The sequence below is a fragment of the Aestuariivita boseongensis genome (assembly GCF_001262635.1).
GTDB lineage: Bacteria > Pseudomonadota > Alphaproteobacteria > Rhodobacterales > Rhodobacteraceae > Aestuariivita > Aestuariivita boseongensis.
On sequence record NZ_JXYH01000005.1, the window covers coordinates 101,401 to 126,069 of the forward strand.

Below are 24,669 nucleotides of genomic sequence, written 5' to 3' on the forward strand. Positions count from 1 at the left end.
TTTCGTTCCGAATCAATGGTTTCTCTGCGATGCGGCGGGCGTGACCTTGGCCGTGTCAGGGCCGCTCTGGCGCTGCATTTGGCATCGCCGCCTCGGCAAAACCCTGCAAAATGCGTGATTTATCGGGCAAGTTCGGGCCAGTTCCCATTTCCGTGTTCCGCGATTGTGCCTATAGTCATCTGAAGAACACGCGCGGTAACACATGGGGGGAAAGCTCGATGATCCGATCCGAACTGATCCAAAAGATTGCGGAAGAAAATCCACATCTCTACCAGCGCGATGTCGAGCGGATCGTGAACACCGTTTTCGAAGAGGTCACCAGCGCCATGGCCCGTGGGGACCGTGTCGAGCTGCGCGGTTTCGGCGCGTTTTCGGTCAAGAAACGCGATCAGCGTATGGGCCGGAATCCGCGAACCGGAGAAACAGTCCATGTCGAAGAAAAGCACGTGCCGTTTTTCAAGACCGGCAAGCTGCTGCGTGACCGTCTGAACGGAAAGTAACCTGTGATGCGATATATTCGCTATGCCTTCCTGGCCGGGCTGGCCGTGATCCTTGTGTCCATCGCGATGGCAAATCGCGACGATGTGACGTTGAAACTTCTGCCCGAAGGGTTGGAGGATTTCGCCGGCGTGAACTGGCAGATCGACCTGCCGCTGTTCATCGTGGTGTTCGGCGGCATCATTGCCGGTCTGATCATCGGCTTTGTCTGGGAATGGCTGCGCGAATACAAGCACCGCCGCGAGGCGACGCTGAAAACCAAGGAAGCCAAGCGGCTTGAACGCGAGGTGACCCGCCTGAAGGGCGAGAAGGCCGAAAACAAGGACGAGGTGCTGGCGCTTCTGGACGAAGCCAGCTAATCCTGCGCCTCATGGCACCCGAGATTTCCGTCAAGATCTGTGGCCTGACCACAGAGGACCAGGTGAGCGCCGCGGCCGAGGCCGGGGCGCGGTTTCTTGGCTTCAACTTCTTTCCGAAATCCCCCCGCTATGTGACGCCGGCCCGCGCGGCGGAACTGGCGGCGCAGGTTCCCGTCGGCGTGGCCAAAGTGGCGCTGGTGGTGAACGCGTCGGATGAGGAGCTGGAGCAGATCGTATCCACGGTGCCAATCGACATCCTTCAGTTGCACGGATCGGAACCGCCCGAGCGTGTGGCCCAGCTGAAGGCCCGCTTTGGCCTGCCGGTCATGAAAGTCATCGGCGTGGCGGACGAGGCAGATCTGGCTGCGATCGACATCTATGAACCGGTGGCCGATATGCTGCTGATCGACGCGAAGCCCCCCAAGGATGCGGTCTTGCCCGGTGGCAATGGTCTGGCCTTTGACTGGCGATTGTTGGCGGGGCGCAAATACTGGACCCGGCCCTGGATGCTGGCCGGTGGTCTCACGCCCGAGAACGTGGCCCAGGCGATTGCCATGACGGGGGCCCGCGCGGTCGATGTGGCATCCGGCGTGGAACGCGCGCCTGGGGTGAAGGACCCGGCCCTGATGGCCGCGTTTGTGCAGGCGGCGTCAACCGGGCGTTAACCAGAACCGGGGCAGGGTGGGGTATGGCACAGATACCCGAACACCTGACACCCGAGATTTGGATAAACCAGTTTTTTGGCTCGCAGGAGGCGCAGCGCGGCGGCGTCGTGAAACGCAAGGTGCGTGATGTGGAACGGCTTGTCGGCCATGAGGCCTTCATTGCCGAGGTTGAACGGCGCGGTTTTCAAGCCGTGCGCAACAATCTGCATTACGTGGTCTTCTGCAATATGTTGCCGATCCGCCGGGTCCGGTGACAAGGGCCTTGGAAGGCCCTTGTTCAAGCGGTTTCGAAACCGCTTGAACAAGGCGTTTCGAAACGCCTTCCCCACCTTCGCCAAAGCTGTGAAGGCGAATTTTCGAAAATTCGCTTCTGCCGGCAAGCGATCCTTCGAAGGATCGCTTTACCCTCCTCATACGTCCCGCTAAACCGGGGAAAGCCAATTGGGGACACCAAGATGAACGATCTTTTCAACTCTTTCATGACCGGCCCGGATGAAAACGGCCGTTTCGGCAATTTTGGCGGGCGCTTCGTGTCCGAGACGCTGATGCCGCTGATCCTGGAGCTGGAAGAGCAGTATGAGCGCGCCAAGACCGACGACAGTTTCTGGGCCGAGATGCACGACCTCTGGACCCATTACGTCGGCCGCCCCAGCCCGCTGTATTTCGCCGAACGCCTCACCGATCATCTGGGCGGCGCGAAAATCTATATGAAGCGCGATGAGCTGAACCACACCGGCGCGCATAAGATCAACAACGTGCTGGGCCAGATCATCCTGGCCCGCCGCATGGGCAAGACCCGCATCATCGCCGAAACCGGCGCGGGCCAGCACGGTGTGGCGACTGCCACGGTCTGTGCGAAATTCGGGTTGAAATGCATCGTCTATATGGGCGCGCATGACGTCGAACGTCAGGCCCCCAACGTCTTCCGCATGCGCCTTCTGGGGGCAGAGGTGATCCCCGTGACCTCGGGCCGTGGCACGCTCAAAGACGCGATGAACGACGCGCTGCGCGATTGGGTGACCAATGTGCGCGACACGTTTTACTGCATCGGCACGGTGGCGGGTCCGCACCCGTACCCGGCCATGGTCCGCGATTTCCAGTCGATCATCGGCAAGGAAGCCAAGGAACAGATGCAGGCCGCCGAGGGCCGTCTGCCCGACACGATCATCGCCGCCATCGGTGGCGGATCGAACGCGATGGGGCTGTTTTACCCGTTCCTCGACGACACCTCGGTGAACATCATCGGCGTGGAAGCCGGCGGCAAGGGCGTGAATGAGAAGATGGAGCATTGCGCCTCTCTCACCGGCGGCCGGCCCGGCGTGCTGCACGGCAACCGCACCTATCTGCTGCAGGATGAGGACGGGCAGATCCTGGAAGGCTTCTCGATTTCGGCGGGTCTGGATTACCCCGGCATCGGGCCGGAACATGCCTGGCTTCATGATATCGGGCGCGCGCAATATGTCTCGATCACCGATGTGGAGGCGCTGGAGGCGTTCAAGTTGTGCTGCGAGCAGGAGGGGATCATTCCCGCGTTGGAGCCCAGCCACGCGCTGGCCCATGTGATGAAGATCGCGCCGGAGCTGCCCAAAGATCACATCATCTGCATGAACATGTGCGGACGGGGTGACAAGGATATCTTCACCGTGGCTCGTGCACTGGGCTTTGACATGTCCGGCCCAGAAGGCCGCAGCGTCGAGTGAAATATTCCATCTGAAGACCTCCGGCAAACGGGGCGGCAGGGCGGCCAGACCGGGGCCGCCCTTTTCATTTGTTGCGCAACTGCGCAATTTTGTTGCGCGCACACCACAGGCGCTTCCGCCACGTAAATCTTTTTGTTGAGCGAAGCCGCCGCCGCGCCGTATTCCAGCCCTCCCAATTGGAGGCGATCTTCAAGGTTCAGGGTCCAAACCTGACCGGTGCGGCTGGCGCTGCCTGACCGTATGCCGATCGCAGACAAACGGGGGCCGATTCCAAAACTCGGATAGAGCGTGGGCCTCTTCAAAGCCCTGCCGTGAGGCACCTTTTCGGACATTGCCACGTCCGAACACCATCCATTCGGTGTTCCTTTCATCGGATCGCCGGGCCCGCGCAGCGTGCGGCCCGGACCGCAACCGGCTTTGCCATTTGCGGGACAAACCAACCGCTGCTCTGGCCTTGTGCCAGGGACGTGGATGACGGATCCGCCGCCCTTTGGCCCGCCGCTGGCGCGCCTCTGGGTCGCGCCCCTCTCGCCCACGATCCCTCGTCCGGGGGCATGGCAAAAGGTTCGGCGATCCACCCCGCCCCCCGGCTCAGGGGCATCACACCTGCGGTCCATGACGGGCCCAACCCACCCAACCAGAAAAGGAGTTCGCGTTTTGCGACGACGATGACACCCGCAGCTAACAAAGGAGATATGTGATGCGGTTTTTTGATTTTTTGACCCCGAAACGACGGGTCGTGGTGGCCGCCGATGAACGCGCGGTGATCACACGAGACGGCACAGTGGTCGATGTGCTTGGGCCTGGCACCCATTCCATCGTTCACACAGACACCGCCACACGGGTCCGCCTTGAGGATCCCATAGTTCCTTTGGTTGAAGCGCGGAGGCTTTTCGTCACAAATCCGGACTTGGCGAAGCGCCATTTCCAGTTGGTTGAGATGGGGCCGCATGAGATCGCGGTTGCCAATCGGCACCAGGCGTTCTCCCACGTGCTTTTGCCGCGTGAGCAAGTGGTGTTCTTGGCGGATGCGCTCGATTTGACGATCGACCGGATCGACATCACGGCGTCCCGCATGTTGCCGACGGATGTCCGCGACCGGTTCTTGCAGGGGGCTACCCCGCATGAATTCAGGCGCATCGATGTGCCTGCCGGTCATGTTGCGGTGGTCTTTGACGGGGATGCCCCGCCGATGGTGATGCAGCCCGGGACGGAGTTCTTCGTCAGAACCGGTGCGATCTTCCACATGCGCACCATGACCATGCGCCAGCAGGCGATGGAGGTCACCGGTCAGGAGATCTTGACCCGCGACCGTGTCTCTGTCCGCGTGAACGTCACGGTGGCCTTCGTGGTCGAAGACCCTGTGCGGGTTGTCACCACGACCGAGGGGGTCAACGAGGTCTTGCGCACCGCCGTGCAATTGGCCGCGCGGGAAACCTTGGGGGCCGTCACGCTTGACGGGCTTTTGGAAGACAAGGTGGCGATCAACCGCGAGGCCGCCGACAGGGTCCGCGCCGAGATGGCAGAGTTCGGGATCAAGGTCACGACTCTTGCCCTCAAGGACGTGATCTTGCCCGGGGAGATGCGGGAGATCCTTACCTCTGTCGTCGCCGCGCAGAAAGAGGCCGAGGCGAACGTCATCCGCCGGCGCGAGGAAACGAACGCCACGCGGTCCTTGCTTAACACGGCAAAGGTGATGGCGGACAACCCGGTGCTTCTCAGGCTCAAGGAGCTTGAGGCGCTTCAGGCGATCGCCGACCGGGTCGATACGATCACGGTGCATAACGGGACCGAAGGGTTGATGACCGATTTGGTCCGGTTGCGCGACCGGTAAAACACAGCTTGGGGCGGTCGGGTCAGACCCGGTCGCCCCTTGCGTTTTCCACCACAGAAACAGCAGGCGCACGGGCCGTGTCGTCCAGCCCGTCCAACAGATCCTCGATAAAATGGCTCAGCAGTTGGGGCCGGCCCGAAACCCCGGCCTTGCGATAGATGGCGGCGGTCTGCGCCTTGACCGTTCCTTCCGAGGTCGAGCGCAGCTGAGCGATCTCCTGCGTGGTCAGCCCCTTGATGGCAAACAGCGCCACGTCGCGTTCTGCCGGGGTCAGGCCCCATTCGGTGAAAGACTCCTCCAGCAGGTCCATGAACGCGCCCGAGGCGATGCGAAGCTGCGATTTCATCCGCGCTGCGTCGCGCAGGGATCGGCGCAGAACCAGCGCACCGAAACCGACACCGCAGACCAGCCCGATGGCCGCGCCTACCTGCATCAATTCGTAAAGCTGCCAGTTGATCGGCGCGACGGGCAGGGCCAGCAATGTGACCAGGATATCGAAGGTGAAGAAGCCTGCGCAAAGAACCTGAATGATCAGCAACAGCGCAATGGCCCAGCGACGTGTCATGCGTCGTCGTCAGTCATCGCCGCCTCCGTCGCCGCCATCTCCGTCGCCGCCATCTCCGCCGTCGCCATCGCCGTCGCCGTCACCGTCACCGCTGCCGGGACCACTGCTGTCGCTGTCGCTGTCGCTGTCACTATCGCCGTCGTCGCCGCCATAGCCGTCATCCCCGCCATAGCCATCGTCGCCATCATCATCGCCGCCATGGCTTTGATCGCCACCGCCGCGTCCGGGAGAGGCCGCGCCGGGGTCGATCAGTTGGATGCGTTCCCGCTGGCGGGCGAAGTCGCGCAGGATGACGCCTGTGACGGGGTTGAAGATGATTTCGCGGTTCAGGCTGTCGTTCTGCGCGGTGATCCGACCACGGCCCAGAAAGGTGCGGCTGACCTCGATATTCGAATATCCCTGCGCGCGCAGTTGGGACACGATGCTGCGTTCAAACGAGTTTGCGCTGGCCACGGCGGGTGTCAGCACCAGGGCAAAGATCAGAAGCAGTCTGCGTAGCATCGCGTTTTCCCACAAAGAGCCCCCGCGCGGATTGCGCGAGGGCCTGCTTGTCACACCAACAATAGGGCGTGTTGGTGCCGAGGATCAATCATCGCCGCCGTCACCGTCACCGTCACCATCGCCGCCATCCCCGTCTCCGCCGTCGCCGTCTCCACCATCGCCGTCACCGTCGCCGCCGTGGCCGCCGTCATCTCCTCCGTGGCCACTGTCATCGCCACCACGACCGCTATTGTCGCTATCGCTATCGCTATCGCTGTCGCTGTCGCTGTCATCACCGCCACGGCCACTGTCGTCACCGTCGCTGTCGTCACCGCCACCACGGCCATGGTCATCACCGCTGTCGTCGCCGTCGTCGTCGCCACCGTTGTCGTCATCACCATCGTCGTCGCTGTCATCATAGCCATCATCATCGCTGTCGTCGGGGCTGTTGTCGTCATCGCTGTCGTCATCATCCGAGCTGTCATCGTCGTCGGAATCATCATCCGAGCTGTCATCGGATGAGCTGCTGCTGACGCGCCCGTCGCTGTCGTCATCGCCATATGTTTCGTTGAAATCGTCAATGCCGCGGACCCGTATGACAAGACCGGGAAGATCGCCTGTATCGGGGGCCGAGATAACGGCCAGCGGACCCAGCATATCAGGCTGGCGCGCAATCCCGACCGAGGCCTGGGCGGTACCGCCCAGCAGGATGGCAAGAGTGGAAAAGGTGATCACGGGTTTCATGCTGCGTTCCTTTCGCGTGTGGGGGACCGGCTTGGGGGGCAGATCCGATGCGAAGTAACAGAGCAGCCAGGCGCCAGCCCCTCCATTGGACTGAGGCTTAGGGGCGCGAATTCTACCTTTGGTTTATGATTGCCCTGTTCCGGCGGCGCGCGGCGGGGGCAAAACAAACCAAAGTTTATGCGACATGCGCGCGCTGGTGCTCAGTGGGCCAGTGCGTGGGCCTTCAGAACATCCAGCGGAACGATCTCCAGCGCGCGTTGATGGGTGGCGGTCAGCTTCACGCGGGGGGCGCAGCCTTCATCGGCGGCCTGCAGAAAGCGGCTGGCACACAGGCACCACTGATCTCCCGGCTTGAGGCCGGCAAAACCGAATTCGGGCCGGGGCGTTGACAGGTCGTTGCCCACATATTTCGAAAAGGCCAGGAATTCGGCTGTCATCACCGCACAGACGGTGTGGCTGCCGTGATCGGCCGCGCAGGTGTTGCAATGCCCGTCGCGGAAAAAGCCCGTCTTGGGATCGTTCGAGCACAGCTCAAGCGCCTCACCCAGAACGTTGATGCTGTCTTCCGGTTCCATCGGTCGGTGTCCTTCAGTTTTGCGCCAGATCGGCGATCTTGCGCATCATCTCAACATTCGCAAGGTTCACGCCGGGCTCGCGGAATTGGCGGTCGGCGGCGGTGGTGACGATCACCAAATCGCGCTCCTGATCAATATAGATATATTGCCCGTAAATTCCGCGCCCCAGGAATTCTTTTTCGCGCGGCTCCACCGGCACCCACCATTGATAGCCATAGCCGATCTGACCCGGCGCAGTGGGCGCACTGGCTTTCGTGCTTTCGGCGATCCAGTCGGCGGGGACGATCTGCTGGCCGTTCCATTTCCCGTCCTGTTCGATCATCTGGCCAAAGCGCGCGTAATCGCGGGTGGTCATCAGGATGCCGCCCAGCACGATCGCAACACCGGCCCCGTCGCTGATGAACCGCGGCGCGCCTTCCAGACCCAGCGGCGCGATGATCTTTTCGCTCATCAGTTCGGAGACCGGGCGGCCCGTCGCGCCCCGGATCACCATGCCCAGCACATGCGTGTCGAGAGAGACATATTGCCAACGCTCCCCCCGCGTGCCGTCGGTTTCGGAAAAGCTGGCGGTGAAATCATCCATCAGCCCCCCCAGCGCCAGCACCCGGCCCATGCGCTGAATGTCGGACCGCTGGTCAAGGTAATCCTCGTCAAAGACCACGGTGCTGGTCATCTGCAATACGTTCCGGATCGTGGCGCCATCATAGGCGGTGCCCGCCAGTTGGGGCACATATTGCGTGACCGGATCGTCGATGGAGCCAATGGCCCCTTCCTCGAGCAGGATGCCGAAAAGCGAAGACATGAAGCTTTTGGCCAGCGACCACGAGATCCGGTGATCATCGGCTTCGGTGCCCAGGTAATAGCCTTCATGCACGATCTCGCCCCGGTGCAGCACCAGAAGGGATGTCAGGTCGGCCTCTGCCACCCAGGCGGTCATCTCGGGGGTCGGCGTCAGGGGGGCGCCTGCGGGCAGGGGTGTGACCGGGCCATCGCCGCGCGGGACGGGCACGGTCAGGAAGGCTTTGTCCATGTTCGAGAAATTCTCGACAATCCGGCCTTCGTTGAACAGCGTCACCACGAAATGCAGTCGCTTGATCTGTTCCCACTTCCAGACGCCGACAACCGTTGCGGCCAGAACCAGCATCAGCAAGATGCGGCCCAGCCATTTCCCGAATGTGCGCATGATCATCCCCCGATATTTGCGGGCCACGTTACGCAAGGCCGGATGGGGTGCAAGCCCGACGTGCCGTCAGAGAGATCGGCATGTCCCGCGCTCAGCGGAACTTGTCCATCAGTTTCTGCATTGCGCTGCGGGTGTCTTCCGGTTCGGGTGCGGGGTCTGCCGGTTTGCTGTCCGCTTTGGGCTTCGTCGTGCTGGATCGCGGCGGGTTCGTTCGCAGGCTGACGGCGTTCAGAAACTTGCCGCTGTCGCCCTGCGCCAGCATCGGCGCGCCGTCCGAGACACCGCGCAGAACATCGTCCAGCCACTCCTGATCGGCCTTTCCGAAATCATGCAGCACGTAGTGTGACACCAGATCCTTGCGGCCCGGATGTCCGATACCCAGTCGCACGCGTTTATAGGCCTCTCCGATATGGCCGTGGATCGACCGCAAGCCGTTATGGCCCGCATGGCCGCCCCCCATCTTCACGCGCACCTTGCCGGGGGCCAGATCCAGTTCGTCATGGAAGACGGTGATGTCCGATGGCTCAAGCTTGTAGAACCGCATCGCCTCTCCCACAGACTGGCCGGAGAGATTCATGAACGTGTCGGGTTTCAGCAACAGCACCTTGGCGCTGCCCAGACGGCCTTCGCTGATCTGGCCCTGAAACTTCGATCGCCACGGCCCGAACCCGTGATCGTCGGCGATCCGGTCCAGCGCCATGAAGCCGATATTGTGCCGGTTGCCCGCGTATTTGGGGCCCGGATTGCCGAGGCCAACAAAGATGTGCATGGTTTGGCTTGAACTCCGTTGTCTTGGGGACAGATATGCCCCGATCAGACAGCAATTTCCAGCAAGAGGCCGCGATGTATCTGACGATGAACCGTTTCAAGGTCCACCCTGACAAGATCCAGGCGTTCGAGGCGCTTTGGCTTTTGCGCGACAGCCACCTGAAATCGGTGCCGGGCTTCATCGCCTTCCATCTGATGCGCGGGCCGGAACGGGGTGATCATGTGCTTTATGCCTCCCACACCGCGTGGGAGAGCGAAGAGGCCTTCACCGACTGGACCAAATCCGAGGTGTTCCGTGCGGCCCACAAGGATGCGGGCGGCAGCCGGGATCTGTATCTGGAGCCGCCCGAGCTGGAGATTTTCGAGACGGTGCAGGAATTGAGCTGAGGTTTGAGAGCGCAGGGTTCGGGACCGGCGCGCGACAGACTGCGTTCAGACCGAAGCGGCCAAACAGAACCGGCACGCGCTTTGTGCGACCTCGCGCCCTGCAGATGTTTCTTCCGGCCCGGACGAGGCCTTGCCGGGCACCCGGTTCAGCCAGTTTCCGCACGCCCCAGCAACGCCCGTGCGATCACTTCGCGCTGGATCTCGCTTGTTCCTTCGAAGATGCGCATCACGCGGGCGTCCCGGTAAAGCCTCTCGATTTCGTAATCGCGACTGTATCCGTTGCCGCCATGAACCTGCAGCATCTTGTCGACAACGCGACCGCACATTTCGGACGCGGCCAGTTTCGCCATCGAGGCTTCGGACCTTATGGCGCCATCGCGATCCAGCAGCCGCGCGCCCCGCAGCATCAAAAGCCAGGCCTGATCCAGTTCGGTGCGGCAATCCGCTATGGTAAAGCGCGTATTCTGAAAGGTGCTGAGCGGTACGCCGAAAGCTTTACGGTCGGCCGCATAGGCCATCCCAAGCTCGAGCGCGCGTTCGGCAATGCCGATGGACTGAGCGGCAATCGCCAGACGGCTTGCGCCGATCCCCGACAGGGCCGCCGCGTATCCTTTTCCCGGTGCGCCCAGCACCTGAGCGTCAGATACCCGGGCATCGTCAAACTGCAACACCGCCGTGCCTGACGAACAGAGCCCCAGTTTGTCTTCGACCCGACCCAGCGAAAAGCCGGGGGTATCTTTTTCGACCAGAAAGGCCGTTACGGCGCCGTCACCCAGCTCGGGCGTTCTTGCAAACACCAGGAAAAGCTGCGCGCCGGCGGCCCCGGTGATCCATTGCTTTGTTCCATTCAGAACCCATCCGTCCCGGTCACGCACCGCTTGTGTCGTGATGCCGCCCGCGTCCGACCCTGCGCCAGGTTCTGTCAGGGCAAAGGACAGCGCACCAAGTTCGCCGTGGATGGCCGGGGCAAGATAGCGCTGGCGCTGGTCGTCGGTGGCATGCGCGTCGATGATCGCCGCAGCAAGGTTGGAGGCAACCATGACAACGCCAACCGACGCATCCATCCGAGAGATCGCCTCGACCGCCAGGACATAAGCGGTTGTATCGGCCAAAGGCTCTTCACCCTCGGCACGGGCTTTCATGGCCATCCCGCCAAGCGCGGCAAGTTCCGAAATCAGGTCATTGGGGAAGGCGTGGCTTTTGTCGCGCGCGGCGGCACCTGGCGCCAGACGGTCTTTGGCGAACCGCAGCATGGTGTCGCGGATCTGGATCTGATCGGCCGTGAAATCGAGAGCGAAGCGTTCAAGGTCATCAGCACTCATCTTTGCGGCCCTTCTTCCGTCCTGTTGCGGGTAAAGGACAACGAAACGCCCATTTTGACAAGTCAGACCATGTGGCGTGACGCTGGCGGTTGCGATGGAAACGGTGGGGCATCGCATGGCGCATTGGAATCCGGGCGTCATCCGCAAGATCAGACGGGTGACCGCCAGCACCGCCCAACCTTTCGCGCAAGACACCCACTCGAAAAAGAAAAACGGCCAGCAGATGTCCTGCCGGCCGTTTCCATTCTGACCCAGGCGCCCTGACGGGCGGAGGGTTTATTCTTCGCCGCCTTCGGCTTCGGCTTCTGCGGTGGTGGGCACTTCATCGGCCTCCACCTCTTCCTCGTCCTCGTCTTTCTGCGAGGCCAGACCAGACGGTGCCTGGATGTTGGCGATCACGAAGTCGCGGTCGATGGTGGGTTTCGCGCCAGAGGGCAGATCCACGGACGAGATGGTGATCGTGTCGCCGATCTCCAGACCCGACAGATCGACAACTACCTTCTCGGGAATGTCGCCCGCGGTCACGACCAGTTCCACCTCGGGGCGGACAACGGTCAGCACGCCGCCTTTTTTCAGGCCGGGGGCTGCGCCTTCGTTGGTGAATTCAACCGGGATGAACAGGTTGATTTTCGTGGTGCGGCGCAGGCGCATGAAATCCACGTGAGTGGGCAGGTCTTTGACCACGTCGCGCTGCACGTCGCGGCAGATGACGCGCACGTCGTCATGGCCATCGACTTTCAGGTTGAACAGGGTCGATTTGAACCGCCCGGCTTTCAGCATTTTCAACAGTGCGTTGAACGGAATGTTGATCGGAAGCGGATCGTTTTCGCCACCAAACACAATCCCCGGAACCAGCCCGTCGCGGCGGGCCTGACGAGCGGCGCCCTTGCCTGTCCCCGTCCGTTCCAGGGCGACAAGATCAGGAATCTCACCAGCCATAGAATATCTCCAAATTGTAAGGGCAGGGTGCCTCCAAGGCTGTCACCCCGCATGAAGCCGCGGCTTTAGACGGGAATCGCCGTTATGACAAGGGCAAAGATGGGGCTGGCCGCGCCTGCGGGCGCACAAGGCCCCAAAGGCCGGGAATGGCCAAGAGACCCGGCGGGACACAGGCGAGGAAAACAAGGTAGGCCACGTGTCGTGCGTCCGAGGTGGTGGACATGTCGAGAAAGCCCGCCGTGTTGGCCACGATCCCGATATAGGCTGCGCCCAAAGCATAGCCGAACCGCTGGATTGTGGGCAGGGCACCGGCGATGCGCTGGGCCTCATCCGCGGGGGCAAGGGCGGTGGTGCGGCGGAGGATGAAGGTCCAGGCGATGCCGAACCCGCCGCCTTCGACAAGTGCGCAAAGCGCGATCAGCCACAGCGGCCCGTGCGGCACCGCATAGAGAAAGCCGGGGATGGAGAGGAGAACAAGCGCAATACCCAGCGTGATCAGCTGCGGATCGCGCCGTTCCGGGGCGGAAGAGACGAGGATCGCCGTGATTGTCCACCCGATGGAGGAGCAGGCCACGATATAGCCCACGGTCAGGGCAGAGGCCCCGTGGATGGCGGTGATCAGAAGCGGGCCGAAAGCGGTGATCGCGATGGTGGCCAGCGACAGCGCAAGGATCATGGACAGCGTCGCGCCTGCGGCTGTGCGCGGATCGAAGGGCGCGCTGGGCAGCAGGCGGGTGGCGGGCGTGGCGCGGCTGTCCTGCCAGAGAAACAGGGCGAAGGCTGTCAGGCCAGCACCCACCAGGAGGGAGGTTTGCAGCGGTTGCACGTCGATCCCCGCAATGGCCACAAGCAGGACGGAGGCCATGAGCAGCGACAGCCGGATTGCGGGGAAGCGTTCAGTGGCGGGGATATCCGATTGGCCGTCCTGCGGTGCCCGCAGAAAGATCCACAGCGCCAGCACCAGCGCCTGTGCGGCGAAGAACGCGAAGCCCCAGCGCCAGGTGGCGAATTCCACGAACAGCCCTCCGATCAGCGGGCCGGTGAAGGCCGACATGCCCCACAGCGCCGACACCGCCGCCAGGGCCCGCGCGGTATAGCGGGGCGGAAAAAGGACCGACACCGCGACAAAACCCATGGCGACAAGGCCGCCGCCGCCGATGCCCTGCAGCAAGCGCCCGGTCAGAACGACAGGCATGGAAGGGCTGACCGCGCTGAGCAGGCATCCCGCGCCGAAGATCAGCGCGGCCAGACCCATGGGCGCGCGAAAGCCGTGGCGCATCACCAGCAGCGCCGAGGCCGCGCCCGCGATGATCGAGCCGATCTCGTAAAGCGCGACAGACCAGCCCACCAGCGCCGCCCCGCCGATATCGGCCACGATAGAGGGCAGCATGGTCGACACCACAAGGCTGTCGGCGGCGTGCAGCCAGACCGCAAGGCAGACCAAGAGAAGGGAGGGCACGTGGATAGCGCCGAGAAACTCGGCCCAGCTGACATGCTCGTTCTGGTTCAATTCCTTTTCCATGACCTCAGTGGTAATTCCTCAAGCCAACTTGAGGTCAAGCGGTTTTTTCACCTGCGCGCTTGCCGGGGGTATCGGGGTGTGAGAAGGGCTGTGCCATGCCGTTCCTGACGCCCATACCCGGATTGCGCGCCCCTGCGCTGGCCTTTGTCGCGCAGGGCATGGTCTGGGCCGCCTTTGCCGCGCAGGTGCCGGTGATCAAGGCGCAGATCGGCGCGTCGGATGCGCAGATCGGGACGGTGTTTCTGATCGCGTCGCTGGGGGCGATCGCGTCGGTCTGGATTGCGCCGGTCGCGGACCGCCTGTTGGGGGCGCGGTCTGTGGCGGTGACCTCGGCCCTGTTGGGGCTGATCTTTATCGCCTTGTCGCTTTCGCCGAATATCCTGACATTTGTCGTGGTTTTCCTGGTGGTTTCGGCGATCTCGGGCGTGTCCGACATCGTGATGAACGCGCGCACCTCGGAGGTGGAAAGCGCGCAGAACCGGTCGCTGATGAACCTGAACCATGCGGCCTTTTCCTTTGCCTATGCAGGCACGGCGCTGATGACGGGTTTCGCGCGGGAGGCCGGGTTTGGCCCGCTGGCGATCTTCGCAGTGGTGGCCGCGATCATTCTGGCGATGTCGGTCTTCATGCACGCGCCCCACGGCGCCCACGAAGAAAACGCCCATGACAGCCCGGCCCTGCCCATGGGGCTGGTCTGGGTCGGCGGGTTTGTCGTGATGGCGGGGTTTTTCACCGAAGTGGCGGTCGAGGGCTGGTCGGCCCTGCATATCGAACGCGAGCTGGGCGGCGATGCTACGGCGGGTGCGCTGGGCCCTGCAATTCTGGGTTTGACCATGGGGTTCGGGCGGCTGGTCGGGCAGGTGCTGACCCGGTATTTCACCGACACGGCGCTGATCGCCGGGGCCTGCCTGACATCGGCGCTGGGCGCTGTGATGGCGGCGCTGGCGGGAAGCCCGGCCATGGCGCAGGCCGGGTTCGGCGTGATGGGGCTGGGCGTGTCGCTGGTGGTGCCGCTGGCCATGGGGATCATCGGGCGCAGCGTGGCCCCGTCGCAGCGGGTGGCCGCCTTGTCGCGCGCGTCGGCCATCAGCTATGCCGCCTTTGTGGTAGGGCCCTTCACAATGGGGGCCGTGGCCGAGGCCGTGTCGCTGGCGGCATCCTTCGTGATGGTGGCGGCGATCCTTGTGGCGGTCACGGTGGGGCTGATCCCCATTCTGACGCGGCGGTTACGCGCTGTGGGGGGCGAACTCTAGCACGCCGCCCGCATCCATCAGCCTGTCATAAAGCGCAAATTCCTTGGCCCGGGCGGCGCGGAGTTTGGCAAGCGTTGCAGGCTCAAGCGGGGTTTCGCCCTTGGGAGAGACATTCTGCTTCTTGAACTCAAGCGCTTCGCCGAACCGGTCCTGCAGAAATGCGTGGAACCGGTCGCGATGGGCATAGGCAAAAAGCCGGTGCACCAGGACGTCGCCACTGGCGGAGGTGAGGAATTTGAACTGGCTGCCCACGGCGGCGTGATCGGGCGGGTCATCCGCGATCACATCAAGGATGAACTGGTCAAAGCTGATGCCAGCAGTGCTTTTGGGTGATCCGCGCAGATCGGCATTGGTGCGGTATCGGTACCAGCTGGACAGCTGTTCGACCGGATCGCGCATCACGGCCACGCGGTCGGGGCGCAGGTTATAGGCCTGTTCCAGAAAGGGCGCGACGCGGTTATGAAAACCGCGCGCGGGCATGTGTTTGCGGTGGCGGGCAAAAACGATATCGGCCCGCCGTTTCAGCGCCATTTCCACGGCGGTCGTGCCGGTTTTCGGCTCGGCGAGATAGGCAAGGTTCTGGCGCGAGAAAATCAGCATGACCCGAGCCTTAGCCTGATTGCCCTATTGCTGCCAACGGCCTTCGAAATCTTCCGGCACCAGCAGGTTGTGCCGGCCCAGATTTTCAACCGACCGTTCACCGCAGAGCGCCATGGTGGTGTCGAGTTCCTTGTGGATGACCTCAAGCGCCTTGGTCACGCCTTTCTGGCCCATCGCGCCCAGCCCATATACGAAGGCGCGCCCGATATAGGTGCCTTTTGCGCCCATCGCGACGGCCTTGAGCACGTCCTGGCCGGATCGGATACCGCTGTCGAGGTGGACTTCCATCTTGTCGCCGACGGCATCCATGATCTGCGGCAGCATGCGGATCGAGCTGAGTGCGCCGTCGAGTTGGCGGCCGCCGTGGTTCGACACGACGATGGCATCTGCGCCCAGCTTAGCGGCCATCTTGGCGTCTTCGGCATCCAGGATACCTTTGAGGATGACCTTGCCGCCCCACATCTCCATCAGTTTTTCGATCTTCTTCCAGTCGAGCGTGAGGTCGAATTGCTCGGCCGTCCACGCGCCCAGGGAGGAGGCGTCAGAGATGCCCTGCACATGGCCCACGATATTGCCGAATTCGCGGCGCTTGGCAGAAAGCATTTCGATGCCCCAGGCCCATTTGGTCATCAGGTTGGCGATGGTCTTGGGGGTCAGTTTCGGCGGGGCGGAGAGGCCGTTTTTGAGGTCTTTATGCCGTTGGCCCAGGATTTGCAGGTCAAGCGTGATCACCAGGGCTGAGCATTTGGCATCCTTCGCGCGCTGGATCAGGCGGCGGACGTAGTCTTCGTCCTTCATGGTATAAAGCTGGAACCAGAAGGGTTTGGAGGTGTAGCTGGCCACATCTTCGATCGAGTTGATCGACATGGTCGAAAGCGTGAAGGGCACGCCGAATTTCTCGGCCGCGCGGGCGGCTTTCATTTCGCCATCTGCATGCTGCATGCCGGTCAGGCCGACGGGGGCCAGCGCCACGGGCATGGCGACGTCTTCGCCGATCATTTGCGTTTTTGTGCTGCGGCCCGACATGTCGACGGCCACGCGCTGGCGCAGGCGGATCTTGTCGAAATCGGAGGTGTTTTCGCGGAAGGTCTGTTCCGTCCAGCTGCCTGATTCCGCGTAATCGTAGAACATCCGCGGCACGCGACGTTCATAGATGCGGCGCAGGTCTTCGATGTTGGTGATCACAGGCATGACGGTCCCCTTGCAATTGGTCTGATTTTCTTACCGGCGGGCAAAAAGATTCTCAATGCGGCACGATCGCCTTGATTTTGAAGATGCGATATGTATCTAAATAGTGCAATATCGTATTAATTGGAGAGATCGCCATGACATTGTCGCGCCGCAAAACCCTTGCCCTGATCGGGGGCGGAACCATTTTCGCAGCAAGCTCGGCCGCTGGGTTTGCCGTCACCCGCATGCCCGAAGATGCCGTCGCCCCTTGGGCGGCTGCGGGGGGATATGACGATCCGCGCCTGCGTGCGCTGAGCTATGCGATCCTGGCGCCCAACCCGCATAACCGGCAGCCGTGGAAGGTGGATGTGTCAGTGCCGGGGGAGGTGACGCTTTATGTCGATACGGACCGCCTGCTGCCGCATACCGACCCGTTCAGCCGTCAGATTGTGATTGGCTTGGGCTGTTTTCTGGAAGTGATGCGGATGGCGGCATTGGAGGATGGACATTCTGTTGAGACGGTGGTGTTTCCCGACGGCTCGGACCCGGAGGCACTGGATGCGCGCCCGGTTGCGCGCTGTCGGTTCGTGAAGGCGGATGTGGTGCGGGATCCTTTGTTTGCCCATGTGATGGAGCGGCGGTCTTTGAAGGAGCCGTTTGATGTGGAGCGTCCGGTGGATCAGGCGGTGTTGGACCGGATTTTGGCGGCGGCGCGGTCTTCGGACGTGGGGGGATCGGTGGCGCCTGAGGATATCGCGGCGTTGCGGGAGTTGAGCCACGAAGCGCTGCGGATCGAGATCGAGACGCCGCATACCTATAAGGAAAGCGTGGATCTGTTCCGCATCGGGCGGCGCGAGGTGAATGCGAACCCGGACGGCATCGATTTCTCCGGCCCGATGTTCGAGGCGATGGCGCTGACCGGTACCTTTACCCGCGAGGCGGCGCTGAACCGGGAAAGCCTGGCCTATACCGAAGGGCTGAAGGCGGTATTTGCCAATACCGATACGGCCATGGGCCATTTGTGGCAGGTGACGCGCAGCAATACGCGCGCCGATCAGATCGCGGCGGGGCGCGATTGGGTGCGGCTGAACCTGGCGGCGACGGCAGAAGGGTTGGGCATTCAGCCGCTGAGCCAGGCCCTGCAGGAGTATCCGGAGATGGCGCAGCTTTATGACGACATTCACGCACGGCTGGCGCCGCAGGGCGGAACCGTGCAAATGTTTGCGCGGATCGGATATGGCCCCGAGGTTGGAGCAAGCCCGCGCTGGGCGTTGGAGGAGAAGATTGTCGGATAAGGCAGAGGTGAACCCGATGGCGTTGTTCCAGCTGTTCAACGAGATCGGGATCATCGAACAACTGAGCCGCACAATCATGGAGGCGCGACTGCCCAAAGGGCTGATCGCGCCCCATTTCGGTGTGCTGAACCATCTGATCCGGGTCGCTGATGGGCGCACTCTGGTCGAGTTGGCGCGGGCGTTTCAGGTGCCGAAGACCTCGATGACGCACACGGTGGCGGGGCTGTCGAAACATGGGCTGGTGATGGTGCGTCCGAACCCCAATGACGGGCGCAGCAAATGTGTGTGGATCACTGATGAGGGCCGTGCGCTGCGCGATCGGGTGATCACCGATCTGACGCCGGAGTTCCAGGAATTGCTGGACGGGTTCGATGTGGAACGGCTGTTCGCCATCCTGCCGGTGCTGACGGATCTGCGTGTCTTCCTTGACGAGCATCGCAATGCCGAGGCCCCGCGCGACCGCGAATTTCGCACGCAGGCGTGATCCAAAGGTGCGGCTGACGCCGCATTCTTTTTGTGGATTTGCCGCTTGGGGGTTTTGTTCAGCCTGAATGTGTCGAGTATGGCCCGGTGGCCTCTGTTGGAGTGCCGTATTTGGAAAGAGAAGAAGAGAGGGCCGCGCGCCATGTATTTCGACGATATGCCGGTTGGGTTTACCTTTGAGACGGGCAGCCGGACGCTGAGCGCGGAGGCGATCAAACGGTTTGCGCGGGAATGGGACCCGCAGCCCTTTCACCTGGATGAGGATGCGGCGGCGGCCTCGGTTTACGGCGGGCTGATTGCCAGCGGGTTTCACACGGTGCTGACGGCATTTACCCTGACGCTGGAGGCAAGCGATTGGTCGGACAGTTCCATGGGATCGCCGGGTATGGAGAATGTGCGCTGGATCAAGCCGGTTTATGCGGGCGATACGCTGCGGGTGAAGGCCGAGGTGACGGCGGCCACGCCGTCGCGGTCAAAGCCCGATCGCGGATTTGTCGAGGTGCAGTATGATATCCTGAACCAGGATGACGTTCTGGTCGCGGCCTACCGGGCGAGCCATATGCTGCGCCGCCGTCAGGCGGAGTGAGCACCGTCAGCCAGAGATTTCACGAAATCCAGCACATCGTCCACCGGTTTGCCGGCGGCGATCTGACTGACGATGGCTGAGCCCACGACAGCGCCGTCAGAGACGCTGGCGATGGTTTTGGCGCGGTCCGGCGTGTTGATGCCGAAGCCCACGATCACCGGAAGGTTGGTCTGCGATTTGATGCGTGCCACTTCGGGGCCGACGTCGGAGGCCTGCGCCTCGGCCGAGCCGGTGATACCGGTGATCGAGACGTAATAGACAAAGCCGGAGGTGTTCTGCAGCACGCGCGGCAGGCGCTTGTCATCGGTGGTGGGCGTGGCAAGGCGGATGAAGTTCAGCCCGGCCTTTTGCGCGGGGATGCACAGTTCGTCATCTTCTTCGGGCGGCAGATCAACGACGATAAGGCCGTCGATGCCCGCCTCGACCGCTTCGGCCAGGAACCGGTCGACGCCGCGCGAATAGATCGGGTTGTAATAGCCCATCAGCACAATGGGGGTGGTGTCATTGGTGCTGCGGAAGTCGCGGACCATCTGCAGGGTCTTGTCCACGGTCATGCCGCCTTCGAGTGCGCGTTGACCGGCCAGCTGGATCGTGGGGCCATCAGCCATGGGATCTGTAAAGGGCAGGCCCAGTTCGATGATATCGACGCCCGCGCCGGGCAGGCCCTTGACCACCTCAAGCGAGGTGGCGACGTCGGGGTCTCCCGCCATCACATAGGCGACGAAGGCTTTACGACCTTGGGCTTTGAGGTCGGCGAATGTCTGGTCAATCCGGGTCATGGGGCGCCTTTGGCTGAAGGTGTCGGCACCTGTTGCCAAAAGCGGATCAGGAAATCAATGCGTCTTGCGATCAGAGCGGCGCATGCCAGCGCAGAAGGACCGCATCGGCGCCGGGGTTCACATTGTCCAGACTGGCATTGGATTTATGGGTGATCGCCAGCGACAGGCTTTGGCCGCCTGCGAATTGATAGCCCAGGCCCAGAAGCGAGCGGAATTCCAGATCGCTGCCCAGATCATTGCCGGGAACGCCCGCATCGTAATAGCCCGGCATAACGCTGAGATCGACGAACCATCCGCCGTTCCAGGCCCAGCGCAGCGCGACGCCTGCACCGGCGAAGAGATCGCTTTCCTCGGTCGCAGAGATATTGGCGGCGAAGGCAGCCGAAAAGATGCCGCGTTCGAAGAACGGGCTGTGGCGGTATTCAAGGCTGAGAATGCCGCTGTCTGTTCCGGCGCCCGGGTAATCGGTGCTGCCCAGGCCGATGGCGATCTCCTGCGCCTGGGCGGCTGCGGGCAGCGCCAGGGCGGCCAGCAGCGCTGCGATCTGACTATGTCGTTTCATCTGAAATCTCGTCTTTGAATACGTGTTTGTTTGTTCCTAGCCGGAAAGAGGGGCGCGAATAAACAGGCTTTGCGCCCCGAACCGGGAGAAAAAGACGCGGTGTTACCGATTTGTAGCGTGTTTGACCGTTAAAGGGGAGCTTGCGCCGCTGGGGCAGGGTGATAGAAGCCCCGCCAGACGAGTGGCATGAAAGGGGCTGAGATGGGCTTCAAGATGGGGATTGTGGGTCTGCCCAATGTGGGCAAATCGACCCTGTTCAATGCGTTGACCCGGACGGCGGCGGCGCAGGCGGCGAATTTTCCCTTTTGCACGATTGAACCCAATGTGGGCGAGGTGTCGGTGCCTGATGCGCGGCTGGACAAGCTGGCCCAGATCGCCGGATCGAAACAGATCATCCCCACGCGCATGACCTTTGTGGATATTGCGGGTCTGGTGAAGGGCGCGTCCAAGGGCGAAGGGCTGGGTAACCAGTTTCTGGCCAATATCCGTGAAGTCGACGCCATTGCCCATGTGCTGCGCTGTTTCGAAGACGGCGATGTGACCCATGTGGAAGGCCGCGTGGATCCGGTCGCCGATGCCGAGACGATCGAGACCGAGCTGATGCTGGCCGATCTGGAATCGATCGAGAAGCGGCTGCAGAACATCGTGCGCAAGGTGCGTGGCGGCGATAAGGAAGCCGTGCAGCAGCAGCGCCTGATGGAGGCCGCCAAGGCCGCGCTGGAAGAAGGCCGGCCCGCCCGCACGGTCGAGGTGGATGCCGAAGACGCCAAGGCGTGGAAGATGCTGCAGCTTTTGACCACGAAGCCCGTGCTTTATGTCTGCAACGTGTCGGAGGCCGAGGCCGCCGAGGGCAACGCGCATTCCGCAGCCGTGGCCGAGATGGCGGCGGCGCAGGGCAATGCCCATGTCATTATCAGCGCCCGGATCGAGGAGGAACTGGCCCAGCTGGAGCCCGACGAGGCCGCGATGTTCCTTGAGGAAATGGGGCTGAGCGAACCGGGCCTCGACCGGCTGATCCGCGCGGGTTACGAGTTGTTGCACCTGCAGACCTATTTCACCGCGGGCCCGAAAGAAGCGCGCGCCTGGACGATCCGCGAAGGCGCCACCGCGCCGCAGGCCGCCGGTGTGATCCATGGCGATTTCGAGAAGGGCTTTATCCGGGCCGAGACGATTGCCTATGACGATTACGTCAGTCTTGGCGGCGAACAGGCGGCCAAGGAAGCGGGCAAGATGCGCGCCGAGGGCAAAAGCTATGTGGTGCAGGACGGCGACGTCATGCATTTCCTGTTCAACACCTGATCGCCCTGCGACACCGCCAAAGGAAACGCGCGCCCCCTGGAGGCGCGCGTTTTTCTTTGCCGTGAGTGGAAAGAGTTACAGGCGACCGGGCTCATAGCCGTCTTGCAGGATGCCAAACCCGGCTTCGACGCCACTGACGCGTTCGTTTTGTGTCGAGAGGGTTTCCTGCCCGGTCGCGCTCTTGGTGTCGCTTTCGGTGTTTTCGATCACGACCTCATGGCTTTGCAAATCGGAAAAGCCGCGGTCGAACTTGGTGTCCGACGCGAAGGCCGGAGCAGCAAGTGTTGTGGCCAGCAGGGCGACGGTGGAGAAGGCGAAACGGTTCATGTCGGTGTCTCTTGCTCCGTGGGCCGTACGCGCCGGCCGTTGGGTTCTGTCAGGATCAGATGGGGCGGCGGATGATGGGTTTCAAAACACATGGCGTCACAACGCTGTTGGTGTCCGTGACCAACAGCATGAGGCCGCGTGAAGAGCCTCTTGCGCCTGCTGTGTTTGCCCTTCTTTGCAAAGGGTTAACGGCTGGGTGGTGTGGGCGCGCACGCCAGATCGCTCACATCTCACATCCTGGCGAGGGGCGTGTCATCAGGCTGGACCGCGCCGGGTCTGCAACTTCGGCGCGAAAGCTGCTTGTGGGCTTGTGCCCGCCGTCACGGATCGCTAAACGGGTCAGTGGAGACGTGGCCGAGTGGTCGAAGGCGCTCCCCTGCTAAGGGAGTAGGCGGGAAACCGTCTCGTGGGTTCGAATCCCATCGTCTCCGCCACTACTTCTTTTAGTATCAATGGCTTACACAGCTGTATTGGGGTTCACCCCTCAAAATACCCATCATTTCTTCGTCGGTACATGCGTGGCTGATGAAGTGCGGCGACTCTACGATACTTGCCCAAACTGCACCCCCACCCCCGGGGGCACCCTCGGATGGACACCCGAAGTCGTGATCCGGTGCCTAGAAAAAGCTCCACTGCAAAGTTCGGTTAACCAGCGCCTGCACGTTCTCCAGCGCTGGTGGATGTTCAGACCTTGGCTTTAGCGCCAGATAGGAACGCCGCCGTTCCAAGGCACATGCTCGAAGCAGCGGGATGGAGGATCAAGGAACACCCCAGTAGAAGCACAAGCCCGAGGAGATCGTCACGAAGCTGAGGCGGGTTGATGAGTTGGTGTCGCAGGGCCAATCGTTGGCCGAAGCACCGCGTCAACGATGGGAAAAGTGGTGAAGAGAAAACGCTCAACGATAAGAAGCTCGTAGACACCGGAAAGCTTCAGTGCTCTATCAACATACCGAAACCCACCCCTTGGAGCGATCGTATTTTCGTCGCGTTCGAAGCCGATAATGCTGCCGCAGATCGCTTCCGCATTGATCCTGGCGCAGGGAACTACGTCAGCTCCAACAAACTAGAAAGTTACCCAGCTTTACCATGAAGATTTCAGTTATTCTGGTTACAACAATCACTATTCTTGCAAGCCCCATCAATGCTTCAGCGCAAAAATGCGGTGAATTGTGCTCTATCGAGTTCTGGAAAAACAGCTCGCGACAAGACATTGCAAGTGCACTCGCAGAAGGTGCAGTTGACGCCAAGGGTGAATATGGAAACACACCTCTTTTCTATGCCGCTGCGGTTGGCGAGGTCCACGCAGTCGAAATGTTGCTAATGGCCGGGGCAAATGTAAACGCTCGGTCGGATTTGGGGAACACTGCACTTTTCAATGCAGTCAGAAATGGCCGGGCAGAAAATGCGGCGATGTTGATTGCCGCGGGAGCGACAGTTAATGTGAAATCCCTATCCGGCGAAAGTCCGCTGCACAGCTTTTCTTCACGCACTTCACCACAAACGATTTCAGTTATGATCGCGGCTGGCGCTGACTTCACTGCTCGGGACAAAGATGGCGACACGCCACTTCATGTTGCTGCACTTATGGACAATTTGGGTGTCATAAAAGCTTTGTTGGAGGCAGGTGCCGACCTCAACGCTAGAAATGATTTGGGGAAATCTGTCTTACACACAGCCAGCCAGTTTGGTTCAGCAAACACTGTCAGATTTCTGTTAAGCAAAGGTGCAGACGCGACTACGCGTGATGTACTTGGAGGAACCCCACTTCATGATGCCGCAGGACAAGGATCGAATGATTTCGCCCTCAAGATGCGAGCACTATTAGAGGCGGGAGCCGAAATCGATGCAAAATACGAAGCAGGGCACACGCCGATTTTCAAAGCTGTTAAGGCGGATAACAACATCTTAAGAAAATCAAGGAAACAACCACACATTATCACTGAGGAACTCCTGAATGCGGGAGCGGATGAAAATGCAGTTTCTAAACGGGGAGGAACACCACTGCATTGGGCTGCGGCGTTTGGCACAGTAGAGACGCTACAAGTGTTACTTAACGCCGGGGCAATCCTAGAAAAGAAGGATGAGGATGGCGAAACGCCGCTACACAATGCTGCAAGGTATGGCGAGCCCGCTATTGTAGATTGGTTCTTGGAGTACGGCGCGGATGCTTCTGCTAGGAACAATGATGATCAAACACCTTGGGAGTTAGCCTCCGATAATGAGGACTTAAAAGGGTCAAGCACGTATTGGAGGCTGAACGACGCTCGTTTTCAATAGAGTATAGATGCAGCGAACCTCTTTGAAACTAGCGCGGTGGAACGATTGCAGGCTTCTCATAGGTATTCGTCATCGTGGGCCACATCGCTTCTAGCGTGAGATAGCGCTGTCGACACATGCCTTGGCGTCCGAATAGCATTGGGCCACTATGAATGACCAAAGCATTTCTCGTCCGCGCCACAGGCGGGCTATCTGACACGTGAGATATGGTTGCCTATCGATCTTATCGTTGCTGCCCTTTTTGCTGTATATTTCACTACCACAAGCCGGGCGAGATGGACGGGTAGTATGAAAAAGCTTTGGAACCTGAATTGGAGGCGCGGCCTGTTCCGGATCTGGATTCTAGCCAGCTTGGCTTGGTTGGTTTGGCTAGCACTTGAAGTGGGAAGAGTAGGTCCAGCAGTTCGCTCATGGTCGCCGGAGGAGTACATTGAGTTTGTAGCGATTGCGTTTGGGCCTCCGTTAGCAGTGCTAGTCTGAGCCTCCCCAACTGAACT

At 61.3% G+C, this 24,669-nt stretch carries 29 protein-coding genes and 1 tRNA gene; 16 read left to right on the forward strand and 14 right to left on the reverse strand.

Going from position 1 to position 24,669, the window contains the following annotated elements:
* Positions 1 to 218: 218 nt before the first annotated feature.
* The 6 genes from ihfB (at position 219) to TR61_RS03725 (ending at position 5,056) form a co-directional block, all read left to right on the forward strand.
* On the forward strand, positions 219 to 500 hold the full coding sequence (ihfB, locus tag TR61_RS03700; RefSeq protein WP_050928245.1) for an integration host factor subunit beta: 282 nt from the start codon (positions 219 to 221) through the stop codon (positions 498 to 500).
* A gap of 6 nt (positions 501 to 506) precedes the next feature.
* The gene (locus TR61_RS03705) at positions 507 to 857 is read left to right on the forward strand and encodes a lipopolysaccharide assembly protein LapA domain-containing protein (protein WP_050928217.1); all 351 of its coding nucleotides are present in this window, start codon (positions 507 to 509) and stop codon (positions 855 to 857) included.
* A gap of 11 nt (positions 858 to 868) precedes the next feature.
* On the forward strand, positions 869 to 1,522 hold the full coding sequence (locus TR61_RS03710) for a phosphoribosylanthranilate isomerase (RefSeq protein ID WP_050928218.1): 654 nt from the start codon (positions 869 to 871) through the stop codon (positions 1,520 to 1,522).
* Positions 1,523 to 1,545: 23 nt separating this feature from the next.
* Positions 1,546 to 1,776: a hypothetical protein gene (locus tag TR61_RS03715; protein ID WP_050928219.1), complete on the forward strand. Its 231-nt coding sequence runs from the start codon at positions 1,546 to 1,548 to the stop codon at positions 1,774 to 1,776.
* Between the two features lie 201 nt (positions 1,777 to 1,977).
* Positions 1,978 to 3,222 carry a tryptophan synthase subunit beta gene (gene trpB, locus TR61_RS03720; RefSeq protein WP_050928220.1) on the forward strand — a complete coding sequence of 415 codons (1,245 nt, stop codon included), beginning with the start codon at positions 1,978 to 1,980 and terminating at the stop codon, positions 3,220 to 3,222.
* Positions 3,223 to 3,922: 700 nt separating this feature from the next.
* On the forward strand, positions 3,923 to 5,056 hold the full coding sequence (locus TR61_RS03725) for a slipin family protein (protein ID WP_050928221.1): 1,134 nt from the start codon (positions 3,923 to 3,925) through the stop codon (positions 5,054 to 5,056).
* A 22-nt stretch (positions 5,057 to 5,078) separates the two neighbouring features.
* Here the strand turns inward: TR61_RS03725 and TR61_RS03730 are convergent, their stop codons facing one another.
* From TR61_RS03730 to pth, 6 genes are all read right to left on the reverse strand, one after another.
* Positions 5,079 to 5,621: a helix-turn-helix transcriptional regulator gene (locus TR61_RS03730; RefSeq protein WP_050928222.1), complete on the reverse strand. Its 543-nt coding sequence runs from the start codon at positions 5,619 to 5,621 to the stop codon at positions 5,079 to 5,081.
* 9 nt (positions 5,622 to 5,630) lie between these two features.
* Positions 5,631 to 6,122, reverse strand: a complete 492-nt coding sequence (locus TR61_RS19845; RefSeq protein WP_050928223.1) for a hypothetical protein — start codon at positions 6,120 to 6,122, stop codon at positions 5,631 to 5,633.
* Positions 6,123 to 6,206: 84 nt separating this feature from the next.
* Positions 6,207 to 6,845, reverse strand: a complete 639-nt coding sequence (locus TR61_RS03740) for a hypothetical protein (RefSeq protein ID WP_050928224.1) — start codon at positions 6,843 to 6,845, stop codon at positions 6,207 to 6,209.
* 200 nt (positions 6,846 to 7,045) lie between these two features.
* Positions 7,046 to 7,420 (reverse strand): DUF2237 family protein, encoded by a 375-nt coding sequence (locus tag TR61_RS03745; RefSeq protein ID WP_050928225.1) that lies wholly within the window; start codon positions 7,418 to 7,420, stop codon positions 7,046 to 7,048.
* Positions 7,421 to 7,433: 13 nt separating this feature from the next.
* On the reverse strand, positions 7,434 to 8,603 hold the full coding sequence (locus tag TR61_RS03750) for a serine hydrolase domain-containing protein (RefSeq protein WP_050928246.1): 1,170 nt from the start codon (positions 8,601 to 8,603) through the stop codon (positions 7,434 to 7,436).
* 91 nt (positions 8,604 to 8,694) lie between these two features.
* Entirely contained in the window at positions 8,695 to 9,372 is a 678-nt protein-coding gene (gene pth / locus TR61_RS03755; protein WP_050928226.1) for an aminoacyl-tRNA hydrolase, read from the reverse strand.
* Between the two features lie 74 nt (positions 9,373 to 9,446).
* Here pth and hmuQ point away from each other — a divergent pair, with 74 nt between their 5' ends.
* Positions 9,447 to 9,758, forward strand: a complete 312-nt coding sequence (gene hmuQ, locus TR61_RS03760) for a heme-degrading protein HmuQ (protein ID WP_050928227.1) — start codon at positions 9,447 to 9,449, stop codon at positions 9,756 to 9,758.
* Between the two features lie 146 nt (positions 9,759 to 9,904).
* On the opposite strand, the gene TR61_RS03765 is transcribed toward hmuQ, so the two are convergent.
* Positions 9,905 to 11,080, reverse strand: a complete 1,176-nt coding sequence (locus TR61_RS03765) for an acyl-CoA dehydrogenase family protein (protein WP_050928228.1) — start codon at positions 11,078 to 11,080, stop codon at positions 9,905 to 9,907.
* Positions 11,081 to 11,156: 76 nt separating this feature from the next.
* Here TR61_RS03765 and TR61_RS20125 point away from each other — a divergent pair, with 76 nt between their 5' ends.
* A complete protein-coding gene (locus tag TR61_RS20125) occupies positions 11,157 to 11,330 on the forward strand; it encodes a hypothetical protein (RefSeq protein ID WP_172676930.1) in 174 nt (57 codons plus the stop codon).
* Positions 11,331 to 11,356: 26 nt separating this feature from the next.
* On the opposite strand, the gene TR61_RS03770 is transcribed toward TR61_RS20125, so the two are convergent.
* Together TR61_RS03770 and TR61_RS03775 are read right to left on the reverse strand one after the other, a co-directional pair.
* Complete coding sequence (locus TR61_RS03770) at positions 11,357 to 12,019, reverse strand: 50S ribosomal protein L25/general stress protein Ctc (protein WP_050928229.1); 663 nt, start codon at positions 12,017 to 12,019, stop codon at positions 11,357 to 11,359.
* Between the two features lie 82 nt (positions 12,020 to 12,101).
* On the reverse strand, positions 12,102 to 13,541 hold the full coding sequence (locus TR61_RS03775) for an MFS transporter (RefSeq protein ID WP_050928230.1): 1,440 nt from the start codon (positions 13,539 to 13,541) through the stop codon (positions 12,102 to 12,104).
* 95 nt (positions 13,542 to 13,636) lie between these two features.
* Between TR61_RS03775 and TR61_RS03780 the strand changes: the two genes are divergently transcribed.
* A complete protein-coding gene (locus TR61_RS03780) occupies positions 13,637 to 14,794 on the forward strand; it encodes an MFS transporter (RefSeq protein WP_050928231.1) in 1,158 nt (385 codons plus the stop codon).
* On the opposite strand, the gene TR61_RS03785 is transcribed toward TR61_RS03780, so the two are convergent.
* Both TR61_RS03785 and TR61_RS03790 read right to left on the reverse strand, forming a co-directional pair.
* The gene (locus TR61_RS03785) at positions 14,768 to 15,394 is read right to left on the reverse strand and encodes a hypothetical protein (protein WP_050928232.1); all 627 of its coding nucleotides are present in this window, start codon (positions 15,392 to 15,394) and stop codon (positions 14,768 to 14,770) included. The two genes, TR61_RS03780 and TR61_RS03785, sit on opposite strands and share 27 nt — an antisense overlap.
* Before the next feature lie 24 nt (positions 15,395 to 15,418).
* Positions 15,419 to 16,585: an alpha-hydroxy acid oxidase gene (locus TR61_RS03790; protein ID WP_050928233.1), complete on the reverse strand. Its 1,167-nt coding sequence runs from the start codon at positions 16,583 to 16,585 to the stop codon at positions 15,419 to 15,421.
* A gap of 134 nt (positions 16,586 to 16,719) precedes the next feature.
* Between TR61_RS03790 and TR61_RS03795 the strand changes: the two genes are divergently transcribed.
* The 3 genes from TR61_RS03795 (at position 16,720) to TR61_RS03805 (ending at position 18,928) form a co-directional block, all read left to right on the forward strand.
* Positions 16,720 to 17,859, forward strand: coding sequence for an Acg family FMN-binding oxidoreductase (locus TR61_RS03795; protein WP_245626812.1), 1,140 nt, complete (start codon positions 16,720 to 16,722; stop codon positions 17,857 to 17,859).
* Entirely contained in the window at positions 17,849 to 18,343 is a 495-nt protein-coding gene (locus tag TR61_RS03800; RefSeq protein WP_245626813.1) for a MarR family winged helix-turn-helix transcriptional regulator, read from the forward strand. Before TR61_RS03795 ends, TR61_RS03800 begins: the two co-directional genes overlap by 11 nt.
* A gap of 141 nt (positions 18,344 to 18,484) precedes the next feature.
* Positions 18,485 to 18,928 (forward strand): MaoC family dehydratase, encoded by a 444-nt coding sequence (locus TR61_RS03805; RefSeq protein ID WP_050928235.1) that lies wholly within the window; start codon positions 18,485 to 18,487, stop codon positions 18,926 to 18,928.
* On the opposite strand, the gene trpA is transcribed toward TR61_RS03805, so the two are convergent.
* Together trpA and TR61_RS03815 are read right to left on the reverse strand one after the other, a co-directional pair.
* Positions 18,916 to 19,707: a tryptophan synthase subunit alpha gene (gene trpA, locus TR61_RS03810; RefSeq protein WP_050928248.1), complete on the reverse strand. Its 792-nt coding sequence runs from the start codon at positions 19,705 to 19,707 to the stop codon at positions 18,916 to 18,918. The genes TR61_RS03805 and trpA overlap by 13 nt on opposite strands.
* A 70-nt stretch (positions 19,708 to 19,777) precedes the next feature.
* Entirely contained in the window at positions 19,778 to 20,269 is a 492-nt protein-coding gene (locus TR61_RS03815; RefSeq protein WP_050928236.1) for an acyloxyacyl hydrolase, read from the reverse strand.
* A 201-nt stretch (positions 20,270 to 20,470) separates the two neighbouring features.
* Here TR61_RS03815 and ychF point away from each other — a divergent pair, with 201 nt between their 5' ends.
* Positions 20,471 to 21,568 carry a redox-regulated ATPase YchF gene (gene ychF / locus TR61_RS03820; RefSeq protein ID WP_050928249.1) on the forward strand — a complete coding sequence of 366 codons (1,098 nt, stop codon included), beginning with the start codon at positions 20,471 to 20,473 and terminating at the stop codon, positions 21,566 to 21,568.
* A gap of 75 nt (positions 21,569 to 21,643) precedes the next feature.
* Here the strand turns inward: ychF and TR61_RS03825 are convergent, their stop codons facing one another.
* Positions 21,644 to 21,895, reverse strand: a complete 252-nt coding sequence (locus tag TR61_RS03825) for a hypothetical protein (RefSeq protein WP_050928237.1) — start codon at positions 21,893 to 21,895, stop codon at positions 21,644 to 21,646.
* Positions 21,896 to 22,239: 344 nt separating this feature from the next.
* Here TR61_RS03825 and TR61_RS03830 point away from each other — a divergent pair.
* The 3 genes from TR61_RS03830 (at position 22,240) to TR61_RS19605 (ending at position 24,172) form a co-directional block, all read left to right on the forward strand.
* Positions 22,240 to 22,329, forward strand: a tRNA-Ser gene (locus TR61_RS03830).
* Between the two features lie 386 nt (positions 22,330 to 22,715).
* The gene (locus TR61_RS19850; RefSeq protein WP_157440813.1) at positions 22,716 to 22,985 is read left to right on the forward strand and encodes a hypothetical protein; all 270 of its coding nucleotides are present in this window, start codon (positions 22,716 to 22,718) and stop codon (positions 22,983 to 22,985) included.
* Positions 22,982 to 24,172, forward strand: coding sequence for an ankyrin repeat domain-containing protein (locus TR61_RS19605; protein WP_082181836.1), 1,191 nt, complete (start codon positions 22,982 to 22,984; stop codon positions 24,170 to 24,172). Before TR61_RS19850 ends, TR61_RS19605 begins: the two co-directional genes overlap by 4 nt.
* The last annotated feature ends 497 nt before the right edge of the window (positions 24,173 to 24,669 follow it).

Coding starts and splice junctions, on each gene's coding strand:
- TR61_RS03780 (WP_050928231.1), top strand. CDS start 13,637: ATGCCGTTCCTGACGCCCATACCCGGATTGCGCGCCCCTGCGCTGGCC.
- TR61_RS03775 (WP_050928230.1), bottom strand. CDS start 13,541: ATGGAAAAGGAATTGAACCAGAACGAGCATGTCAGCTGGGCCGAGTTT.
- TR61_RS03825 (WP_050928237.1), bottom strand. CDS start 21,895: ATGAACCGTTTCGCCTTCTCCACCGTCGCCCTGCTGGCCACAACACTT.
- TR61_RS03795 (WP_245626812.1), top strand. CDS start 16,720: ATGACATTGTCGCGCCGCAAAACCCTTGCCCTGATCGGGGGCGGAACC.
- TR61_RS03740 (WP_050928224.1), bottom strand. CDS start 6,845: ATGAAACCCGTGATCACCTTTTCCACTCTTGCCATCCTGCTGGGCGGT.
- TR61_RS03815 (WP_050928236.1), bottom strand. CDS start 20,269: ATGAAACGACATAGTCAGATCGCAGCGCTGCTGGCCGCCCTGGCGCTG.
- TR61_RS03770 (WP_050928229.1), bottom strand. CDS start 12,019: ATGGCTGGTGAGATTCCTGATCTTGTCGCCCTGGAACGGACGGGGACA.
- TR61_RS03705 (WP_050928217.1), top strand. CDS start 507: ATGCGATATATTCGCTATGCCTTCCTGGCCGGGCTGGCCGTGATCCTT.
- trpA (WP_050928248.1), bottom strand. CDS start 19,707: ATGACCCGGATTGACCAGACATTCGCCGACCTCAAAGCCCAAGGTCGT.
- TR61_RS03710 (WP_050928218.1), top strand. CDS start 869: ATGGCACCCGAGATTTCCGTCAAGATCTGTGGCCTGACCACAGAGGAC.
- ihfB (WP_050928245.1), top strand. CDS start 219: ATGATCCGATCCGAACTGATCCAAAAGATTGCGGAAGAAAATCCACAT.
- TR61_RS19605 (WP_082181836.1), top strand. CDS start 22,982: ATGAAGATTTCAGTTATTCTGGTTACAACAATCACTATTCTTGCAAGC.
- TR61_RS03790 (WP_050928233.1), bottom strand. CDS start 16,585: ATGCCTGTGATCACCAACATCGAAGACCTGCGCCGCATCTATGAACGT.
- trpB (WP_050928220.1), top strand. CDS start 1,978: ATGAACGATCTTTTCAACTCTTTCATGACCGGCCCGGATGAAAACGGC.
- TR61_RS19850 (WP_157440813.1), top strand. CDS start 22,716: ATGAGTTGGTGTCGCAGGGCCAATCGTTGGCCGAAGCACCGCGTCAAC.
- TR61_RS03725 (WP_050928221.1), top strand. CDS start 3,923: ATGCGGTTTTTTGATTTTTTGACCCCGAAACGACGGGTCGTGGTGGCC.
- TR61_RS19845 (WP_050928223.1), bottom strand. CDS start 6,122: ATGCTACGCAGACTGCTTCTGATCTTTGCCCTGGTGCTGACACCCGCC.
- TR61_RS03750 (WP_050928246.1), bottom strand. CDS start 8,603: ATGCGCACATTCGGGAAATGGCTGGGCCGCATCTTGCTGATGCTGGTT.
- TR61_RS03745 (WP_050928225.1), bottom strand. CDS start 7,420: ATGGAACCGGAAGACAGCATCAACGTTCTGGGTGAGGCGCTTGAGCTG.
- pth (WP_050928226.1), bottom strand. CDS start 9,372: ATGCACATCTTTGTTGGCCTCGGCAATCCGGGCCCCAAATACGCGGGC.
- ychF (WP_050928249.1), top strand. CDS start 20,471: ATGGGCTTCAAGATGGGGATTGTGGGTCTGCCCAATGTGGGCAAATCG.
- hmuQ (WP_050928227.1), top strand. CDS start 9,447: ATGTATCTGACGATGAACCGTTTCAAGGTCCACCCTGACAAGATCCAG.
- TR61_RS03765 (WP_050928228.1), bottom strand. CDS start 11,080: ATGAGTGCTGATGACCTTGAACGCTTCGCTCTCGATTTCACGGCCGAT.
- TR61_RS03805 (WP_050928235.1), top strand. CDS start 18,485: ATGTATTTCGACGATATGCCGGTTGGGTTTACCTTTGAGACGGGCAGC.
- TR61_RS03785 (WP_050928232.1), bottom strand. CDS start 15,394: ATGCTGATTTTCTCGCGCCAGAACCTTGCCTATCTCGCCGAGCCGAAA.
- TR61_RS03715 (WP_050928219.1), top strand. CDS start 1,546: ATGGCACAGATACCCGAACACCTGACACCCGAGATTTGGATAAACCAG.
- TR61_RS03730 (WP_050928222.1), bottom strand. CDS start 5,621: ATGACACGTCGCTGGGCCATTGCGCTGTTGCTGATCATTCAGGTTCTT.